This is a genomic window from Sphingomonas sp. M1-B02 (assembly GCF_026167525.1).
GTDB lineage: Bacteria > Pseudomonadota > Alphaproteobacteria > Sphingomonadales > Sphingomonadaceae > Sphingomonas.
The window spans coordinates 1,433,938-1,447,825 of record NZ_CP110679.1 but is presented as its reverse complement, the minus strand read 5'-3'; the positions used below and the strand labels follow the sequence as shown (position 1 = coordinate 1,447,825).

Annotated in this window: 13 protein-coding genes; 4 read left to right on the top strand and 9 right to left on the bottom strand. The window is 66.8% G+C overall.

Annotated elements, in window-relative coordinates; translation table 11 throughout:
- Window positions 1-11: 11 nt before the first annotated feature.
- Window positions 12-644: an NAD(P)H:quinone oxidoreductase gene (gene wrbA, locus OKW87_RS06990; RefSeq protein ID WP_265543407.1), complete on the bottom strand. Its 633-nt coding sequence runs from the start codon at window positions 642-644 to the stop codon at window positions 12-14.
- Window positions 645-757: 113 nt separating this feature from the next.
- Complete coding sequence (locus tag OKW87_RS06985) at window positions 758-1,456, bottom strand: pirin family protein (protein ID WP_265543405.1); 699 nt, start codon at window positions 1,454-1,456, stop codon at window positions 758-760.
- A gap of 97 nt (window positions 1,457-1,553) precedes the next feature.
- Between OKW87_RS06985 and OKW87_RS06980 the strand changes: the two genes are divergently transcribed.
- Both OKW87_RS06980 and ctrA read left to right on the top strand, forming a co-directional pair.
- A complete protein-coding gene (locus tag OKW87_RS06980; protein WP_265543403.1) occupies window positions 1,554-2,465 on the top strand; it encodes a LysR family transcriptional regulator in 912 nt (303 codons plus the stop codon).
- 175 nt (window positions 2,466-2,640) lie between these two features.
- Window positions 2,641-3,348, top strand: coding sequence for a response regulator transcription factor CtrA (gene ctrA / locus OKW87_RS06975; protein ID WP_265543401.1), 708 nt, complete (start codon window positions 2,641-2,643; stop codon window positions 3,346-3,348).
- Between the two features lie 169 nt (window positions 3,349-3,517).
- Here the strand turns inward: ctrA and OKW87_RS06970 are convergent, their stop codons facing one another.
- The 4 genes from OKW87_RS06970 to OKW87_RS06955 are packed head-to-tail and all read right to left on the bottom strand — an operon-like array spanning window position 3,518 to window position 8,050.
- The gene (locus OKW87_RS06970) at window positions 3,518-4,072 is read right to left on the bottom strand and encodes a pseudouridine synthase (RefSeq protein ID WP_265543399.1); all 555 of its coding nucleotides are present in this window, start codon (window positions 4,070-4,072) and stop codon (window positions 3,518-3,520) included.
- Between the two features lie 3 nt (window positions 4,073-4,075).
- Entirely contained in the window at window positions 4,076-5,677 is a 1,602-nt protein-coding gene (locus OKW87_RS06965; protein WP_265543396.1) for an NAD(P)/FAD-dependent oxidoreductase, read from the bottom strand.
- Between the two features lie 23 nt (window positions 5,678-5,700).
- Window positions 5,701-6,381 carry an HPP family protein gene (locus OKW87_RS06960; RefSeq protein WP_265543394.1) on the bottom strand — a complete coding sequence of 227 codons (681 nt, stop codon included), beginning with the start codon at window positions 6,379-6,381 and terminating at the stop codon, window positions 5,701-5,703.
- Window positions 6,382-6,391: 10 nt separating this feature from the next.
- Window positions 6,392-8,050 carry an amidohydrolase gene (locus OKW87_RS06955; protein ID WP_265543392.1) on the bottom strand — a complete coding sequence of 553 codons (1,659 nt, stop codon included), beginning with the start codon at window positions 8,048-8,050 and terminating at the stop codon, window positions 6,392-6,394.
- A gap of 69 nt (window positions 8,051-8,119) precedes the next feature.
- On the opposite strand from OKW87_RS06955, the gene OKW87_RS06950 reads away from it, so the two are divergent.
- Window positions 8,120-9,364 carry a threonine ammonia-lyase gene (locus OKW87_RS06950; RefSeq protein WP_265543390.1) on the top strand — a complete coding sequence of 415 codons (1,245 nt, stop codon included), beginning with the start codon at window positions 8,120-8,122 and terminating at the stop codon, window positions 9,362-9,364.
- A gap of 327 nt (window positions 9,365-9,691) precedes the next feature.
- Window positions 9,692-10,477, top strand: a complete 786-nt coding sequence (locus tag OKW87_RS06945) for an arginyltransferase (protein ID WP_265543388.1) — start codon at window positions 9,692-9,694, stop codon at window positions 10,475-10,477.
- A 91-nt stretch (window positions 10,478-10,568) separates the two neighbouring features.
- Here the strand turns inward: OKW87_RS06945 and OKW87_RS06940 are convergent, their stop codons facing one another.
- Genes OKW87_RS06940 through OKW87_RS06930 form a run of 3 tightly spaced genes read right to left on the bottom strand, consistent with a single transcriptional unit; the run spans window position 10,569 to window position 13,845 of the window.
- Window positions 10,569-11,378 (bottom strand): transglutaminase family protein, encoded by an 810-nt coding sequence (locus tag OKW87_RS06940; protein ID WP_265543386.1) that lies wholly within the window; start codon window positions 11,376-11,378, stop codon window positions 10,569-10,571.
- A gap of 8 nt (window positions 11,379-11,386) precedes the next feature.
- On the bottom strand, window positions 11,387-12,322 hold the full coding sequence (locus OKW87_RS06935; RefSeq protein WP_265544032.1) for an alpha-E domain-containing protein: 936 nt from the start codon (window positions 12,320-12,322) through the stop codon (window positions 11,387-11,389).
- 47 nt (window positions 12,323-12,369) lie between these two features.
- Complete coding sequence (locus tag OKW87_RS06930; protein ID WP_265543384.1) at window positions 12,370-13,845, bottom strand: circularly permuted type 2 ATP-grasp protein; 1,476 nt, start codon at window positions 13,843-13,845, stop codon at window positions 12,370-12,372.
- Between the last annotated feature and the right edge of the window lie 43 nt (window positions 13,846-13,888).

Sequence of the window (13,888 nt, the reverse complement as noted above, 5' to 3'; positions counted from 1 at the left end):
TCTGGGGGGAACTAGGCGGTTTCGGCCTCGCGCGCCGGGGTGGGCGCTGCGATCTTGTTGGCGAGCTCGGCGATGCGGCGGCCCTGGTAGCGGGCGCCGTCGAGCTCGACCGGGCTCGGCATGCGGCTGCCGTCGCCGTCGGCGATCGTCGTCGCACCGTAAGGCGAGCCGCCCTTGACCTCGTCGACGCCGCTCTGGCCCGCAAAGCCGTAATCGAGCCCGACGATTGTCATGCCGAAGTGGAGCAGGTTGGTGAGGATCGAGAAGAGCGTCGTCTCCTGGCCACCATGCTGCGACGCGGTCGAGGTGAAGGCGCCACCGACCTTGCCGTTGAGCGCGCCGGTGAACCACAGGCCGCCGGCGCGATCCAGGAATGCCGCCATCTGGCTCGGCATCCGGCCGAAGCGCGTGGGAGCGCCGACGATGATGCCGTCATAATTTGCGAGCTCGCCGACGTCCTCGATCAGCGGGTGGCTTTGATCGGCGATAAAGCCGGCAGCGGCGGCGACTTCGGCGGGCGCGGTTTCGGGAACGCGGCGGACGTCGACTTCGGCGCCGGCGCTGCGCGCGCCCTCGGCGACGGCGTCGGCCATCTGGGCGAGGTGCCCGTAAGAGGAGTAATAGAGGACCAGAATCTTGGACATGGGGGAATTCCTTCAAGTTCCCCTCCCGCTTGCGGGAGGGGTTAGGGGAGGGGTTTCAAATCCCGCGGGGACGGAGCCACAGCCCCTCCCGCAAGCGGAAGGGGGAGCGCTAGCTATTCGGCGTCCACCAGAACGATCTCGGCGTCCTGGATCGCGGTGATGGTCACCGTCTCGCCGCCGCGCAGGGCGGCGCCGTCGCGGGCGTTCACTTGCACGCCGTCTATCTCCACTGCGCCGTCGGCGAGGACGAGATAGGCGTGGCGGCCGTCGCCGACCGCGTGCTGGACGCTTTCGCCGGCCTTGAGCGTGGCGCCTAGGACGCGGGCATCCGCGCGGATCGGCAGCGCGTCGTCATCCTCCGCGAAACCGCTGGCAAGGGTGACGAACCTGCCCGAGCGATCGCCCTTGGGGAACGGCTTTGCGCCCCAGCTCGGCTGGCCGCCGGCCTCGCGCGGCAGGATCCAGATCTGGAAGATGCGCGTGGTCTCGGGCTCGAGATTATATTCTGCATGGCGCACGCCGGTGCCGGCGCTCATCACCTGGACGTCGCCGGCCTGGGTACGGCCCTTGTTGCCCAGATCGTCCTGATGGGTGATCGCACCCGAGCGGACATAGGTGATGATCTCCATATCCTTGTGCGGATGCGCCGGGAAACCGCTGTTCGCGGCGATCTCGTCGTCGTTCCAGACGCGGATGCTGCCCCAGCCCATCCGGGCGGGATCGTAATAATTGGCGAAGCTGAAATGATGGCGTGCGTTGAGCCAGCCGTGGTCGGCATGGCCCAGGGTTTCGAATTTGCGTGTGTCGATCATGATGTGATCCCTTAGCTGTTGCAGCCAAGATAGGGATCGGGATTGGATCGTAAATGGAAACGTTGGAAACTGATTGTTTCCATGATACGCTAGCGGAATGAAGTTACCCGATTTCGAAGCCTGGGCGGTGTTCGCCGCCGTCATCGAGCATCGCTCGTTCAGCGGGGCTGCGACCGCGCTGGCGGTTTCCAAGGCGACCGTATCGAAGGCGATCACCCGGCTCGAGGCGCGGCTGGGCACCAGCCTGTTCCACCGCACCTCGCGCCGGCTGACGCTCACCGAGAGCGGGCGTGCGCTCGCGGATCATGCCCAGCGTATCCGCGCCGAGGGCGAAGCGGCCGAGGAGGCGGCGTTCGAATCCGCCACCGCGCCCGCCGGGCTGGTGCGGGTCGCGGCACCGCTGACCTTCGGCATCCAGGCGGTCGCGCCGATCGTCGCCGAGTTCATGGCACTGCATCCGGGGATCCGCGTCGACCTGCGGCTTTCGGACGCGCTGATCGACATTGTCGGCGACGGGATCGACATCGCGCTGCGAATCGCCGAGCTTCCGGACAGTTCGCTCCGTGCGCGTAGCCTGGGGCCGGTCAGGGTTCATATCGTCGGCGCGCCCGAATATTTCGCGCGCGCCGGGCGCCCGCGCCACCCCGCCGATCTCGCGAACCATGCCTGCTTCGTCTATACCAATATGGCCACGCCCGATCTGTGGCGCTTCCGCCGCGCGGGGGGCGAGGAAGCGGGGGTCCATGTCGAGGGGCCAATGCGCACGGACAGCGGCGATGCGATGCTGCCGGCATTGCGCGCGGGGCTCGGCATCGCCCGGTTGCCCGAATTCCTGGTGGGCGAGGATCTCGCCGCAGGCCGACTGGAGACGGTGCTCGACGATTGGTCGAGCGGCGCGGCGGGGCTCCATCTGCTGACGCCGCCGGGCACATTGCGGCCGGTGCGGGTCGAGGCGCTGATCGACTATCTCGCCGACCGTCTCCGCCGCATCTGCAACAAAGTGCGTTAAGGACTCGACTCCGCGACCGGAACGACCCGCGACCTACGTAGATTCCCTGCGACTCGTGGGTTCAGGCCGGTTAGCGAGAAATTAACCTTTTGCCTTCAGACCCGCTTAGGTTAATGAATTCGTCCAACGCGGGGTCACAGGGGCCAGTTCGCGTGTCAGGACAGGGGAACCGGCGATGCGCGTATTGCTGATCGAAGACGAGCCGTCGACCGCCAAGGCGATCGAACTCATGCTTTCGACCGAGGGCTTCAATGTCTATACGACCGATCTTGGCGAAGAGGGTTTGGACCTCGCCAAGCTCTATGATTACGACATCATCCTGCTCGATCTGAACCTGCCCGACATGCACGGCTATGACGTGCTCAAGAAGGTCCGCGTCGCGCGCGTCTCGACGCCGGTGCTGATCCTTTCGGGCATCAACGAGATGGACAGCAAGGTGCGTTCCTTCGGCTTCGGCGCCGACGATTATGTCACCAAGCCCTTCCACCGCGAAGAGCTGGTCGCGCGCATCCACGCCGTCGTCCGCCGCTCGAAGGGGCATAGCCAGTCGGTCATCCGCACCGGCAAGCTGGCGGTCAATCTCGACGCCAAGACCGTCGAAGTCGATGGCGCGCGCGTGCATCTGACCGGCAAGGAATATGCGATGCTGGAGCTGCTCTCGCTCCGCAAGGGCACGACGCTCACCAAGGAAATGTTCCTCAACCACCTCTATGGCGGGATGGATGAGCCCGAGCTCAAGATCATCGACGTCTTCATCTGCAAGCTGCGCAAGAAGCTCAGCATGGCGACCGAAGGCGAAAATTATATCGAGACCGTCTGGGGCCGCGGCTACGTGCTGCGCGAGCCCGAGGGCGGCGAAGAGGCGATCGCCGACGTCGCCTGACCCGAACACGCAGCGGGGGCTGTAGGAGGGCCGCGGTTCGCAAGGACCGCGGCCTTTTTGCGTGGCTCGGTTAGTCCCTCTCCATCGTCATCCCGGCGAAAGCCGGGATCCAGAGCCGCGGAGGACATAGCTTGCGACCCTGGATCCCGGCTTTCGCCGGGATGACGGGTTAGCTTTTGGAGGAAGCCTCGCGCCACGTCCCCGGCGCGATACCCTCGATCGACCAGTCCCCGATGCGCCAGCGTATCAGCCGCAGCGTGGGCAGTCCCACCGCCGCCGTCATCCGCCGCACCTGGCGGTTGCGCCCCTCGCGGATCGTGAGGCGGAGCCAGCAATCGGCCACGCTCTTGCGGAAGCGGACGGGTGGGTCGCGCGGCCAAAGATCGGGCGTGGGGATGCGCTCGGCTTCGGCGGGAAGAGTGGGGCCATCCTTGAGCACGACCCCCTTGCGCAACGCGTTCAGGCTCGCCTCGTCGGGATCGCCTTCCACCTGGACGAGATAGGTCTTGGCCATCTTGAACTTTGGATCGGCGATCCGCGCCTGGAGCCGGCCATCGTCAGTGAGCAGCAACAGCCCCTCGCTGTCGAGATCGAGCCGGCCTGCCGGATAGACGCCCGGCAAATCGATGAAATCGGCTAGCGTGGGCCGCGGCGGGCCGGTGCGCTCGTTGCTGAACTGGCAGAGCACGCCATAAGGCTTGTTGAACAGGATCAGCCGGGGCACCGATTACCGCCCCAGGCTCTGCGCCAGCGCCTCGGCCACCTTGATCCCGTCGACCGCGGCCGAGAGGATGCCGCCGGCATAGCCCGCGCCTTCGCCGGCGGGGAACAGGCCGGCGGTGTTGAGGCTCTGGAAATCGTCGCCGCGGGTGAAGCGGACCGGCGACGAGGTGCGCGTCTCCACCCCCGTCATCACCACGTCGGTATGATCATAGCCGGGGATCTGCTTGCCGAAGACGGGCAGCGCCTCGCGCATCGCCTCCACCGCATAGTCGGGAAGGCAGGCGGCGAGATCGGTGGGGGTGACGCCGGGACGATAGGAGGGGACGACCGAGCCCAGCGTTTCCGAGGGGCGGCCGGCAAGGAAATCGCCCAGCCGTTGCGCCGGCGCCTTATAGTTCGAGCCGCCGGCGACATAGGCCGCCGACTCCCAGTGGCGCTGGAAAGCCAGGCCGGCGAGCGGATCGCCCGGATAGTCGCGCGCCGGATCGATCGCGACGACGAAACCCGAATTGGCGTTGCGCTCGTTGCGCGAATATTGGCTCATCCCGTTGGTGGCGACGCGGCCTTCCTCCGAGGTCGCCGCCACCACGGTGCCGCCCGGACACATGCAGAAGCTGTAGACGGTGCGACCGTTCCGGCAGTGGTGCGAGATATGATATTCGGCGGCGCCGAGGATCGGATTGCCGGCGTCGGCGCCGAAGCGCGCCTTGTCGATCCAGCTCTGCGGATGCTCGATCCGCACCCCGATCGAGAAGGGCTTGGCCTCGACATATACGCCGGCCTCATGGAGCATCGCGAAGGTATCGCGCGCGCTGTGGCCGACCGCGAGGATGACATGGCTCGCCTCGATATAGGCGCCATTGTGGATGTGGAGCCCGCGCATCCGGCCCTGGTCGATGTCCAGCCCGGTCACGCGATGCTCGAAGCGATATTCGCCGCCGAGTTCCTCGATCGTCGCGCGGATGCTTTCGACCATCGTCACCAGGCGGAAGGTGCCGATATGCGGGTGCGCCTCGGTGAGGATCTCTGGCGGGGCGCCGGCCTTGACGAACTCGGTCAGCACCTTGCGGTCGAGATGCCGCGGGTCCTTGATCCGGCTGTAGAGCTTGCCGTCGGAGAAGGTGCCGGCGCCCCCTTCGCCGAACTGGACGTTGCTCTCGGGGTTGAGGATGCTCTTGCGCCACAGGCCCCAGGTATCCTTGGTCCGCTCGCGCACCACCTTGCCGCGATCGAGGATGATCGGTTTCAGCCCCATCTGCGCCAGGATCAGCGCCGCCATCAGCCCGCACGGGCCCGCGCCGATCACCACCGGGCGCGGTGCGCCGGCGGGGAGCGGCAAAGGGGTGATCTTGTAATGGGTGTTGGGGGTGCGCTGGAGGTTGCGGTCCTTGCGGAAGCGGGCGAGCAGCGCGTCTTCATTCTTCACGTTGATATCGACCGAATAGACCAACTGGATGTTGTTCTTGTCGCGCGCGTCGTGGGCGCGGCGGGCGACGACATATTTGACCAGCTCGCGCGGGGTGATGCGCAGCCGCTTGCAGATCGCGGCGGGGAGCGCCTCGTCGGGATGGTGGAGCGGGAGCGAGAGTTCGGTCAGGCGGAGCATGGCGGGCCTTTAGCGCGGGCAGGCTAGGCTTTGCGAGGCTTTCGCGCGCGGCGGGCGTCGCCATGGCGCTCGGCGGCTTCGAGCAGCGCGCGCAGATCCTCGCGGCTGATGTCGAAGCTTTCGTCGGCCTCGGCCAGCGCGGCATCGACGTCGGCATCGGTCAGGCGTCGCATATCGACCGGCGCGGCGCGGTGCGGATAGCTGTGTCCCGAGATGCGATGGAAGGCGAGCCCCGCCCCGACGAGCAGGATCGCGTCGAGCCCGACCGGCACCAGCGCGAAGGCATAGCTCTGCGCGACGATTGCGGGTCCCCCGAGGATCGCGAGCAAGGCGGTCGCGCCGCCCGAGGGATGCAGGCAGCGCAGCGCCGACATTGCGAGGATCGCGGCGAACAGCGCGACGCCGGCGGCAAGCGCGCCGTGCGCCAGCAGGTTTGCGATGCCAATTCCGACCAGCGCGGAGACGACATTGCCAGCGATCACCGGCCAGGGCTGCGCCATCGGGCTCGACGGTACCGCGAAGATCAGCACCGCGGAGGCGCCCATCGGCGCGACCAGCAGCAGCCCCGCCCCGGGGGCGCCCATGAATGTCGTGCTTATCCAGGCGGCAATCCCGATGCCGAGTGCCGCGCCGATCGCGGCGACCCCGCGCTCGCGCCATTTGGCCCCGGCGAGCAGGGGAGTCCGATCGAACCAGTTGTACATGAGCGGTCGACTATTTCTTCTTCCAAGCCCGATCGCCGCCGACCCACGTCTCGATCACCTGCGTCGCGCGCAGCTCGCCGGGCGAGGCGAGCAGAGGGTCGCGGTCGAGGATCAGGAAATCGGCCCGCATGCCCACGGCGATGCGGCCGATCTTGTCCTCGGCGAAGCCCGCATAAGCGGCACCGGTGGTGAAGCCGGCCCAGGCCTGTTCGCGAGTCACCGCTTCCTGCGGGCGCCAACCGCCGAACGGCTGGCCCTGCGCGTCCTGACGGGTAAAGCCGACCGCCCAGCCGGCCCACGGATCGGGGCTCTCCACCGGAAAGTCGGAACCGAAGGCGAGCTTCGATCCGTTCTGCAGCATCGAGCGCCATGCATAGGCACCGGCGAGCCGCGCTTCGCCGAGCCGCGCCTCGGCCATCGTCCGGTCCGACGTCTGATGCACCGGCTGGACCGAGGCGATCGTGCCGAACTTGCCGAAGCGGGCCATGTCGCGGGGATCGACCACCTGGGCATGCTCGATGCGCCAGCGGCGGTCCTTATAGGTCTCCGACAGGATCTCGATCGCGTCGAGCGCCTGCTGGTTGGCGCGGTCGCCGATCGCATGGACCGCGATCTGGAAGCCGTCCATCGATCCGCGGATCATCAGGTTGAGCAATTGATCGTCGCTGAGGAAGCCGAGCCCCTTCTGGCCGGGCGCGTCGGCATAGTCGGCCTTGAGCCAGGCGCCGCGGCTGCCGAGCGCGCCGTCGCCATAGAGCTTGATCCCGCCCATCCGCAGCCTGTCGGCATAGAGCCAGGGCGTGGGCCCCTGGCCGGCGATGGTCAGCGCGGTGTCGACGCCGCTGGCATAGCTCATGATCCGCACCTTGAGCAGGTTGATGTCGCCCATCCGCCGATAGGTGAGCCAATCGTCGACGCTGGTGCCCATATCCGCCGCGGCGGTGATGCCCATCGAGAGGAGCCGTTCCTGCGCCGCGAGGAAGATCGCGTTGCGCTCGCGCGGGGTGGGGGCGGGGATGATCTTGGTCACCTGCTCCATCGCCGCATCGACCAGAACGCCCGAAGGCTTGCCGCCGGGGCCGCGCTCGATCAGGCCGCCCGTCGGCGCCTTGCTGACGGCGGTGACGCCCGCCATCTCCAGCGCGCGGCTGTTTGCCCAGCCGGCATGGCCGTCGACGCGCTCCATCCAGACCGGACGATCGCCGACCGCGGAATCGAGCTCGGCGGCGGTGGGGAAGCGGCCGAGCTTCCAGCGCTCCTGGTTCCAGCCGCGGCCGAGGATCCACTTGTTGGGATTTGCGGCGGCATAGGCCTTGATCCTGGCCAGCGCCTCGTCGAGCGAATTGGTCTCCGACAGATCGAGCTGGAGCAATTGCATGCCCAGCCCCATGACGTGGCCATGCCCGTCGATCATGCCGGGGACCAGCGTCTTGCCGCCCATGTCGATCTTCCAGTCGACTTTCTTGGGGCGGCGCTCGCCGCTCTTGAGCAGCAGGCTGATCTTGCCGTCGCGGTTCATCATCAGCCCGGTGAAGCGGACGACCTGGCCCTTTTCGTCCAGGGTGATGCCGTTGACATTGTCGATCAGCGCATCGGCCCGCGCCGCGGGGGCGAGGAACAGCGCGGAGAGCGCAAGCAAAGGAGCCAGCAGGCGGGCGAGGCGGTTCATTCTGGGCATAGGCTATCGCGCATAGGGCCTGTTCCCCCGCCGCGCCAGATGGTCTAGGTCCGCACCACTATGGCCACCAAAGCAGCTCCGGCGACCGCGCCGCTCCCCGTTTCGATCGACGACGTCCGCGCAGCAGCCCAGCGCATTGCCGGCTCGGTGGTGCGAACGCCGACGCTGATCAGCAAGACGCTGTCCGACCTCACCGGCGCGACCGTCTATCTTAAGTTCGAGAATCTCCAGTTCACCGCGGCCTATAAGGAGCGCGGCGCGCTCAACACGTTGCTCCAGCTCGACGACAGCGTGCGCGCCAAGGGCGTGATCGCGGCATCGGCGGGCAATCATGCGCAGGGCCTTGCCTATCACGCCACCCGTCTGGGGATCCCCAGCACGATCGTGATGCCCAAGAATACGCCCACGGTGAAGATCACCCAGACCGAGGGGCATGGCGCCAACGTCATCCTCCACGGCGAGACCTATGACGCGGCCTATGCCCATTCGCGCGAGCTGGAGGCCGAGCATGGCTATGCCTTCGTCCATCCGTTCGACGACGTCCGCGTCATCGCCGGGCAGGGCACCGCGGCGCTCGAAATGCTCGAGGACGTGCCCGAGATCGACACGCTGGTGATCCCGATCGGCGGCGGCGGGCTGATCTCGGGCTCGGCCACGGTTGCGCGGGCATCGGGCCGGCAGATCGAGGTCGTGGGGGTCGAGGCCGAGCTGTTCCCCTCGATGTACAACCGCATACACCATACCGACATGCCCTGCGCCGGCGATACGCTGGCCGAGGGGATCGCGGTCAAGGAGCCGGGGGTGATCACGTCGCGGATGGTCGAGGCGCTGGTCGACGATATCGTGCTGGTGAGCGAGCGGCGGCTTGAGGAGGCGGTGAGCCTGCTCCTCCAGATCGAGAAGACCGTGGTCGAGGGCGCGGGCGCCGCGGGGCTGGCCGCGCTGCTTGCCGAGCCTGAGCGCTTCCACGGCAAGGTCGTCGGCACGATCCTGTGCGGTGGCAATATCGACACGCGGCTCCTCGCCAACGTGTTGTTGCGCGATCTCGCCCGCTCGGGCCGCCTGGCGCGGCTGCGCATCCGGCTGCAGGACCGCCCCGGCGCGCTCTATCATGTCGCGCGCATCTTCCACGAGCAGGGCGTCAACATCATCGAAGTCTATCACCAACGCGTCTTCACGACGCTGCCGGCGAAGGGGCTGATCACCGACATCGAATGCGAAACGCGCGATCGCAACCATCTCGATCGGCTGATGACCGCGCTGCGCCGCGCGCAATATGAAGTGAGCCAGGTCGAACTGGCCTGAGCGACTTCCCGACAATCTGACGAAGCGAATCGCAGGCGCGGCGAACCGAGTCGCGGCGGGATTCACGCGAGTCCGGCGCTGCGATATAGTCGCGCTCGAACAGGGTTGGGACTGCGGCTGCGCGCCGCTCGGGCTTGCGTAAACAGGGTAAATCCCGCCGCTTCGCGTGCCATCGCGGAACGGCCCGGACCGGCGTTTTCCGTCGATTCCGGCAAGCCTTAATCGTTAACTCTCTTTCATGGTAAAGCCGCTTTTCATCGTATGAATCCCGCTCCATAGTCGTGTCGAGAGGCCCATTCGGCGGGCTCAGCAGGGGACTCCGACGCGGTGACTGCACTTTCCCGTTTCCCGCGATTCTTCGTGACCAGTCCGAGCCCGTGCCCCTATCTGCCGGGCCGGCAGGAGCGGAAGATCTTCACCGAACTGAGCGGGCTGCATGCCGGCGAGCTCAACGATGCGCTGGGGCGGATCGGGTTTCGCCGCAGCCAGTCGGTCGCCTATCGGCCGAGTTGTGCGGGCTGCACCGCCTGCGTGTCGGTGCGCGTGGTCGCCGATCAGTTCGTCGCCAACGCCACCCAGCGCAAGCTGCTCAAGCGCCATTCCGACCTCGAAGTCACCGCGTGCAAGCCCTGGGCGACCGAGGAGCAATATGCGCTGCTCCACCGCTATCTGAAGGCGCGCCACCCGGGCGGCGGCATGGCGGCGATGGACGACAGCGACTATGCCGACATGGTCGAGCAATCGCCGGTCAGCTCCTATGTGATCGAATATCGCGAGCCGAGCGTGGACGGCGTGCCGGGCCGCCTGGTCGGCGCCTGCATCACCGATCAGCAGGCCGATGGCCTCTCGATGATCTACAGCTTCTTCCAGGCGGAGGGCGACAGCCGCCCGGGCTTGGGCAATTACATCATCATGGACCACATCCTGCGCGCCCGCGCGGCGGGGCTGCCCTATGTCTATCTCGGCTATTGGGTGAAGGGCTCGCAGCGCATGGCCTACAAGACGCGCTATCGCCCGATCGAGGTGCTCGGCCCCAATGGCTGGTCGCTGCTGACCGACGATGATGTCGAGTTCGCGATGCCGATGCCGGCGCGGGTACGCGAACTGGTTTGAGCTTCGGCTCCGCGCCTTGAGATACCCACTCCGTCGAAGGCCCCGGCCTTCGCCGGAATGGAGTTTCTAGGCGATTGGATGAGGCATGATCCTATTCCTCGCCGCTGACCCGATCGACGTTCAAATCGACATCGAGCTCTTCCTTGCCATGTCCGATCCGGGTGCCCGCGATCGATGCGGCGCCGGCGGCGTCGAGGCCGACCGCCACCCGGACATAGCTGTCGTCGGGCGATAGCCCCGTGACCGGATCGAACCCAACCCAGCCGAGGCCCTCGACACAGGCCTCGGCCCAGGCGTGGGGCGCGATGTGGGTCGTGTCGTCTATGCGATAGCCCGATACGTAGCGGGCCGGCACTTCCAGGCTGCGCGCGGCGGCGATGAACATCTGGGCCACGTCGCGCGAAGTTGCCTTGCCCGCCATGAAGGCTTCCGCCGCGGTCACCCCGGTGTCGGGCGCGTCGGGCGCGCAGGGGAAGCGCTTGTGCAGCGCCGCGTTGAGCCGGTGCATGCAATCGAGCGGATCGCGGGCCCCCGATATGCTCTCCGTCGCAAAATCGGGCAGGCCGTCGCCGGCAGTGGTGCGCGGGGTGGGGCGAAGATAGACGATGGGTGCCAGCGGCTCGGACGACCCGTGGACGACACCCGAGGTGCGATTGGTGAGGACTTCGCCGGTCACGCTGATTTCGAGCGATTCGATCGGCCCGTCGGCATAGAGCATCGTCACCTTGTTGCCGAAGCCGTCATGCGACTCGCGCAGCCGCGCGTCGCAATCGACGCCGACCATCCAGCTCACCACCGTCTGGTCCTGGGTGTCGCAAGGGGTGAGCCGCAGCAATTGGATGATCCGCGCCTGCGGCTTGCTGAAGCGGTAAAGCGTGCGGTGATCGATCGCGATGCGCATGATGCTGCCTAAATGAACCTGAACTGGCGGGCGATCGCGGCGTCGAGCATCGCATTCTCGCTGATGAAGGCCTTCAGATATTCGTGCAGCCCGCTGACGATCACCTGCGAGGTCTGCGTCTTCTGCATCCGCGCCATTCGCGCGCGCGCCATCCGATCCGCCTCGCCCTGCAGCCCGGTGCGCTTGGCGAGCTGGCTGAGGAGCCCGACCGCTTCCTCGACGCAGGCGGCGAGGCTGCGCGGCAGTTCGAAGCGATTGATCAGCAGGTCGATCACGTTGGAAGGCCGCAGCCCCTCGCTGTAGAGCCAGCGATAGGCGGTGACCGCCGAGACGGTCTGCAGGATCGTCGTCCACTGATCGCGGTCGACCGCGCCGCCGACACGCTCGCCCTTGGGCAGCAGCAGATGATATTTGACGTCGACCAGCCTTGCGGTGTTGTCCGCGCGCTCGACGGCGGCGCCGAGCTGGATCAGCCAGGTCGCCTCGTTGCGCATCATCCGGTGGATCGAGCCTTCGAAGCCACGGGTCTCGCCCTTGACCTGCTCGACCAGATTGAGCGTCTGGGTCGCACCGCCGGTGGAGGTGCGGCTCTGGAACAGCCACCAGGCGCGGTTGATCGCGGTCCAGGCGTCGCGGGTGAGCGCGGTGCGGACTGCGCGGGCATTGTTGCGCGCCAGCTCCAGGCAGCGGACGATCGATCCCGGGTGGCTGGCATCGAGCGTGAGAAAGCGCGCGACATTGGCCTGGGTCATCGCCTGGCCGGTCGCAGCGAAGGCCTCGTCGGTATAGGTGACGGCCAGCGCGCTCTGCCAGGCGGCCTCGCCCGCGGGTCGCGCGGAAAGCGCGTCGAGACGGACGGTGGCCTCGACCAGCCGCGCGATGAAATCCGCGCGCTCGACATAGCGGCCGAGCCAGTAGAGCGCCGACGCGGTGCGGGAGAGCATCAGCATGCTGATCCTCCCCGGCACGGGGAGGATAAGGTGCGGCCCGCTCATTGCGACTGGCTCTGCGACTGCGACTGCGCCACCTCGGGCACATTGTCGTCGAGCAACACGAAACTGTCCTTGGTCCCACCGCCCTGGCTCGAATTCACCACTAGCGATCCTTCGCGCAGCGCGACGCGGGTCAGCCCGCCGGGGACGACGTTGACGCCCTTGCTCCCCGTCAGCACGAAGGGCCGGAAATCGACGTGGCGCGGGGCCAGGCCCGACTCCGCCATCGTCGGCACGGTGGAAAGCGCCAGCGTCGGCTGGGCGATGTAGCGGTGCGGCTCGGCGATCAGCGCCGCGCGGAAATCGGAGATCTGCGCCTTGGTCGCGGTAGGGCCGACCAGCATGCCGTAGCCGCCCGAACCATCGACCAGCTTGACGACCAGCTTCTCGAGATTGTCGAGAACATATTGCAGCATCTGCGGCTCGCGGCAGCGGAAGGTCTCGACGTTGGGGAGCTTCACCTCCTCGCCCGAATAGAAGCGGACGATCTCGGGCATGTAGCTGTAGATCGCCTTGTCGTCGGCGATGCCGTTGCCGGGGGCATTGATCAGCGCGACATTGCCCGCGCGATAGGCCGCGATCAGTCCGGGCACGCCCAGCATCGAATCGGCGCGGAAGGTGAGCGGATCGAGATAATCGTCGTCGATCCGGCGATAGATCACGTCGACCTTCACCCGGCCGGCGATCGTCTGGACCCAGACCACGTCGTCGTCGACCACCAGGTCGGCCGCCTCGACCAGCTCGACCCCCATCGAATCCGCCAGGAAGCTATGCTCGTAATAAGCCGAGTTGAAATGGCCGGGCGTCAGCACGACGCAGACCGGCTTGGGATTGTTGCCCGGCGCCACCGAGCGCATCGTCTCGAGCAGCATGTCCGGATAGCTGTCCACCGGCGCCACGCGGAAATCGCGGAACAGTTCGGGGCAGAGCCGGATCATCGCCTCGCGATTTTCGAGCATGTAGGACACGCCCGAAGGGGTACGGGCATTGTCCTCGAGCACGAAGAATTCATCCGGACCGGTGCGGACGAGGTCAATTCCGCAGATATGCGCCCACACGCCGTGCGGCGGGCGGATGCCGGCGACTTCGGGCCGGAACTGTTCGTTGCGATAGATCAGCTCGGGCGGGATCAGCCCTTCCTTCAGGATCCGGCGCTCGCCATAGATATCCTCGAGGAAGGCGTTGATCGCTTCGACTCGCTGGACAAGACCCGCGCAGAGCCGGGTCCACTCGCTCTGCAGGAACACCCGGGGCACGATGTCGAACGGGATGATCCGCTCGGCGGCGTCGCTGTCGCCATAGACGGCAAAAGTGATGCCCAACTGGCGGAATGCGGCCTCCGCCGATTGCTGGCGGCGCTGAAGTTCGGTGACTGGCGTATCCGCCACCCATTTCGAAAGCGCGGCAAATTCCGGCCGCGGTGTGTCGGGGCCGCCCTCTCCCCAGATTTCGTCGAACGCGCCCCGTGTTGCCATCAAGGCTCCCAATTACCCAACCCGTCTGCAAGTTCCATGCTGC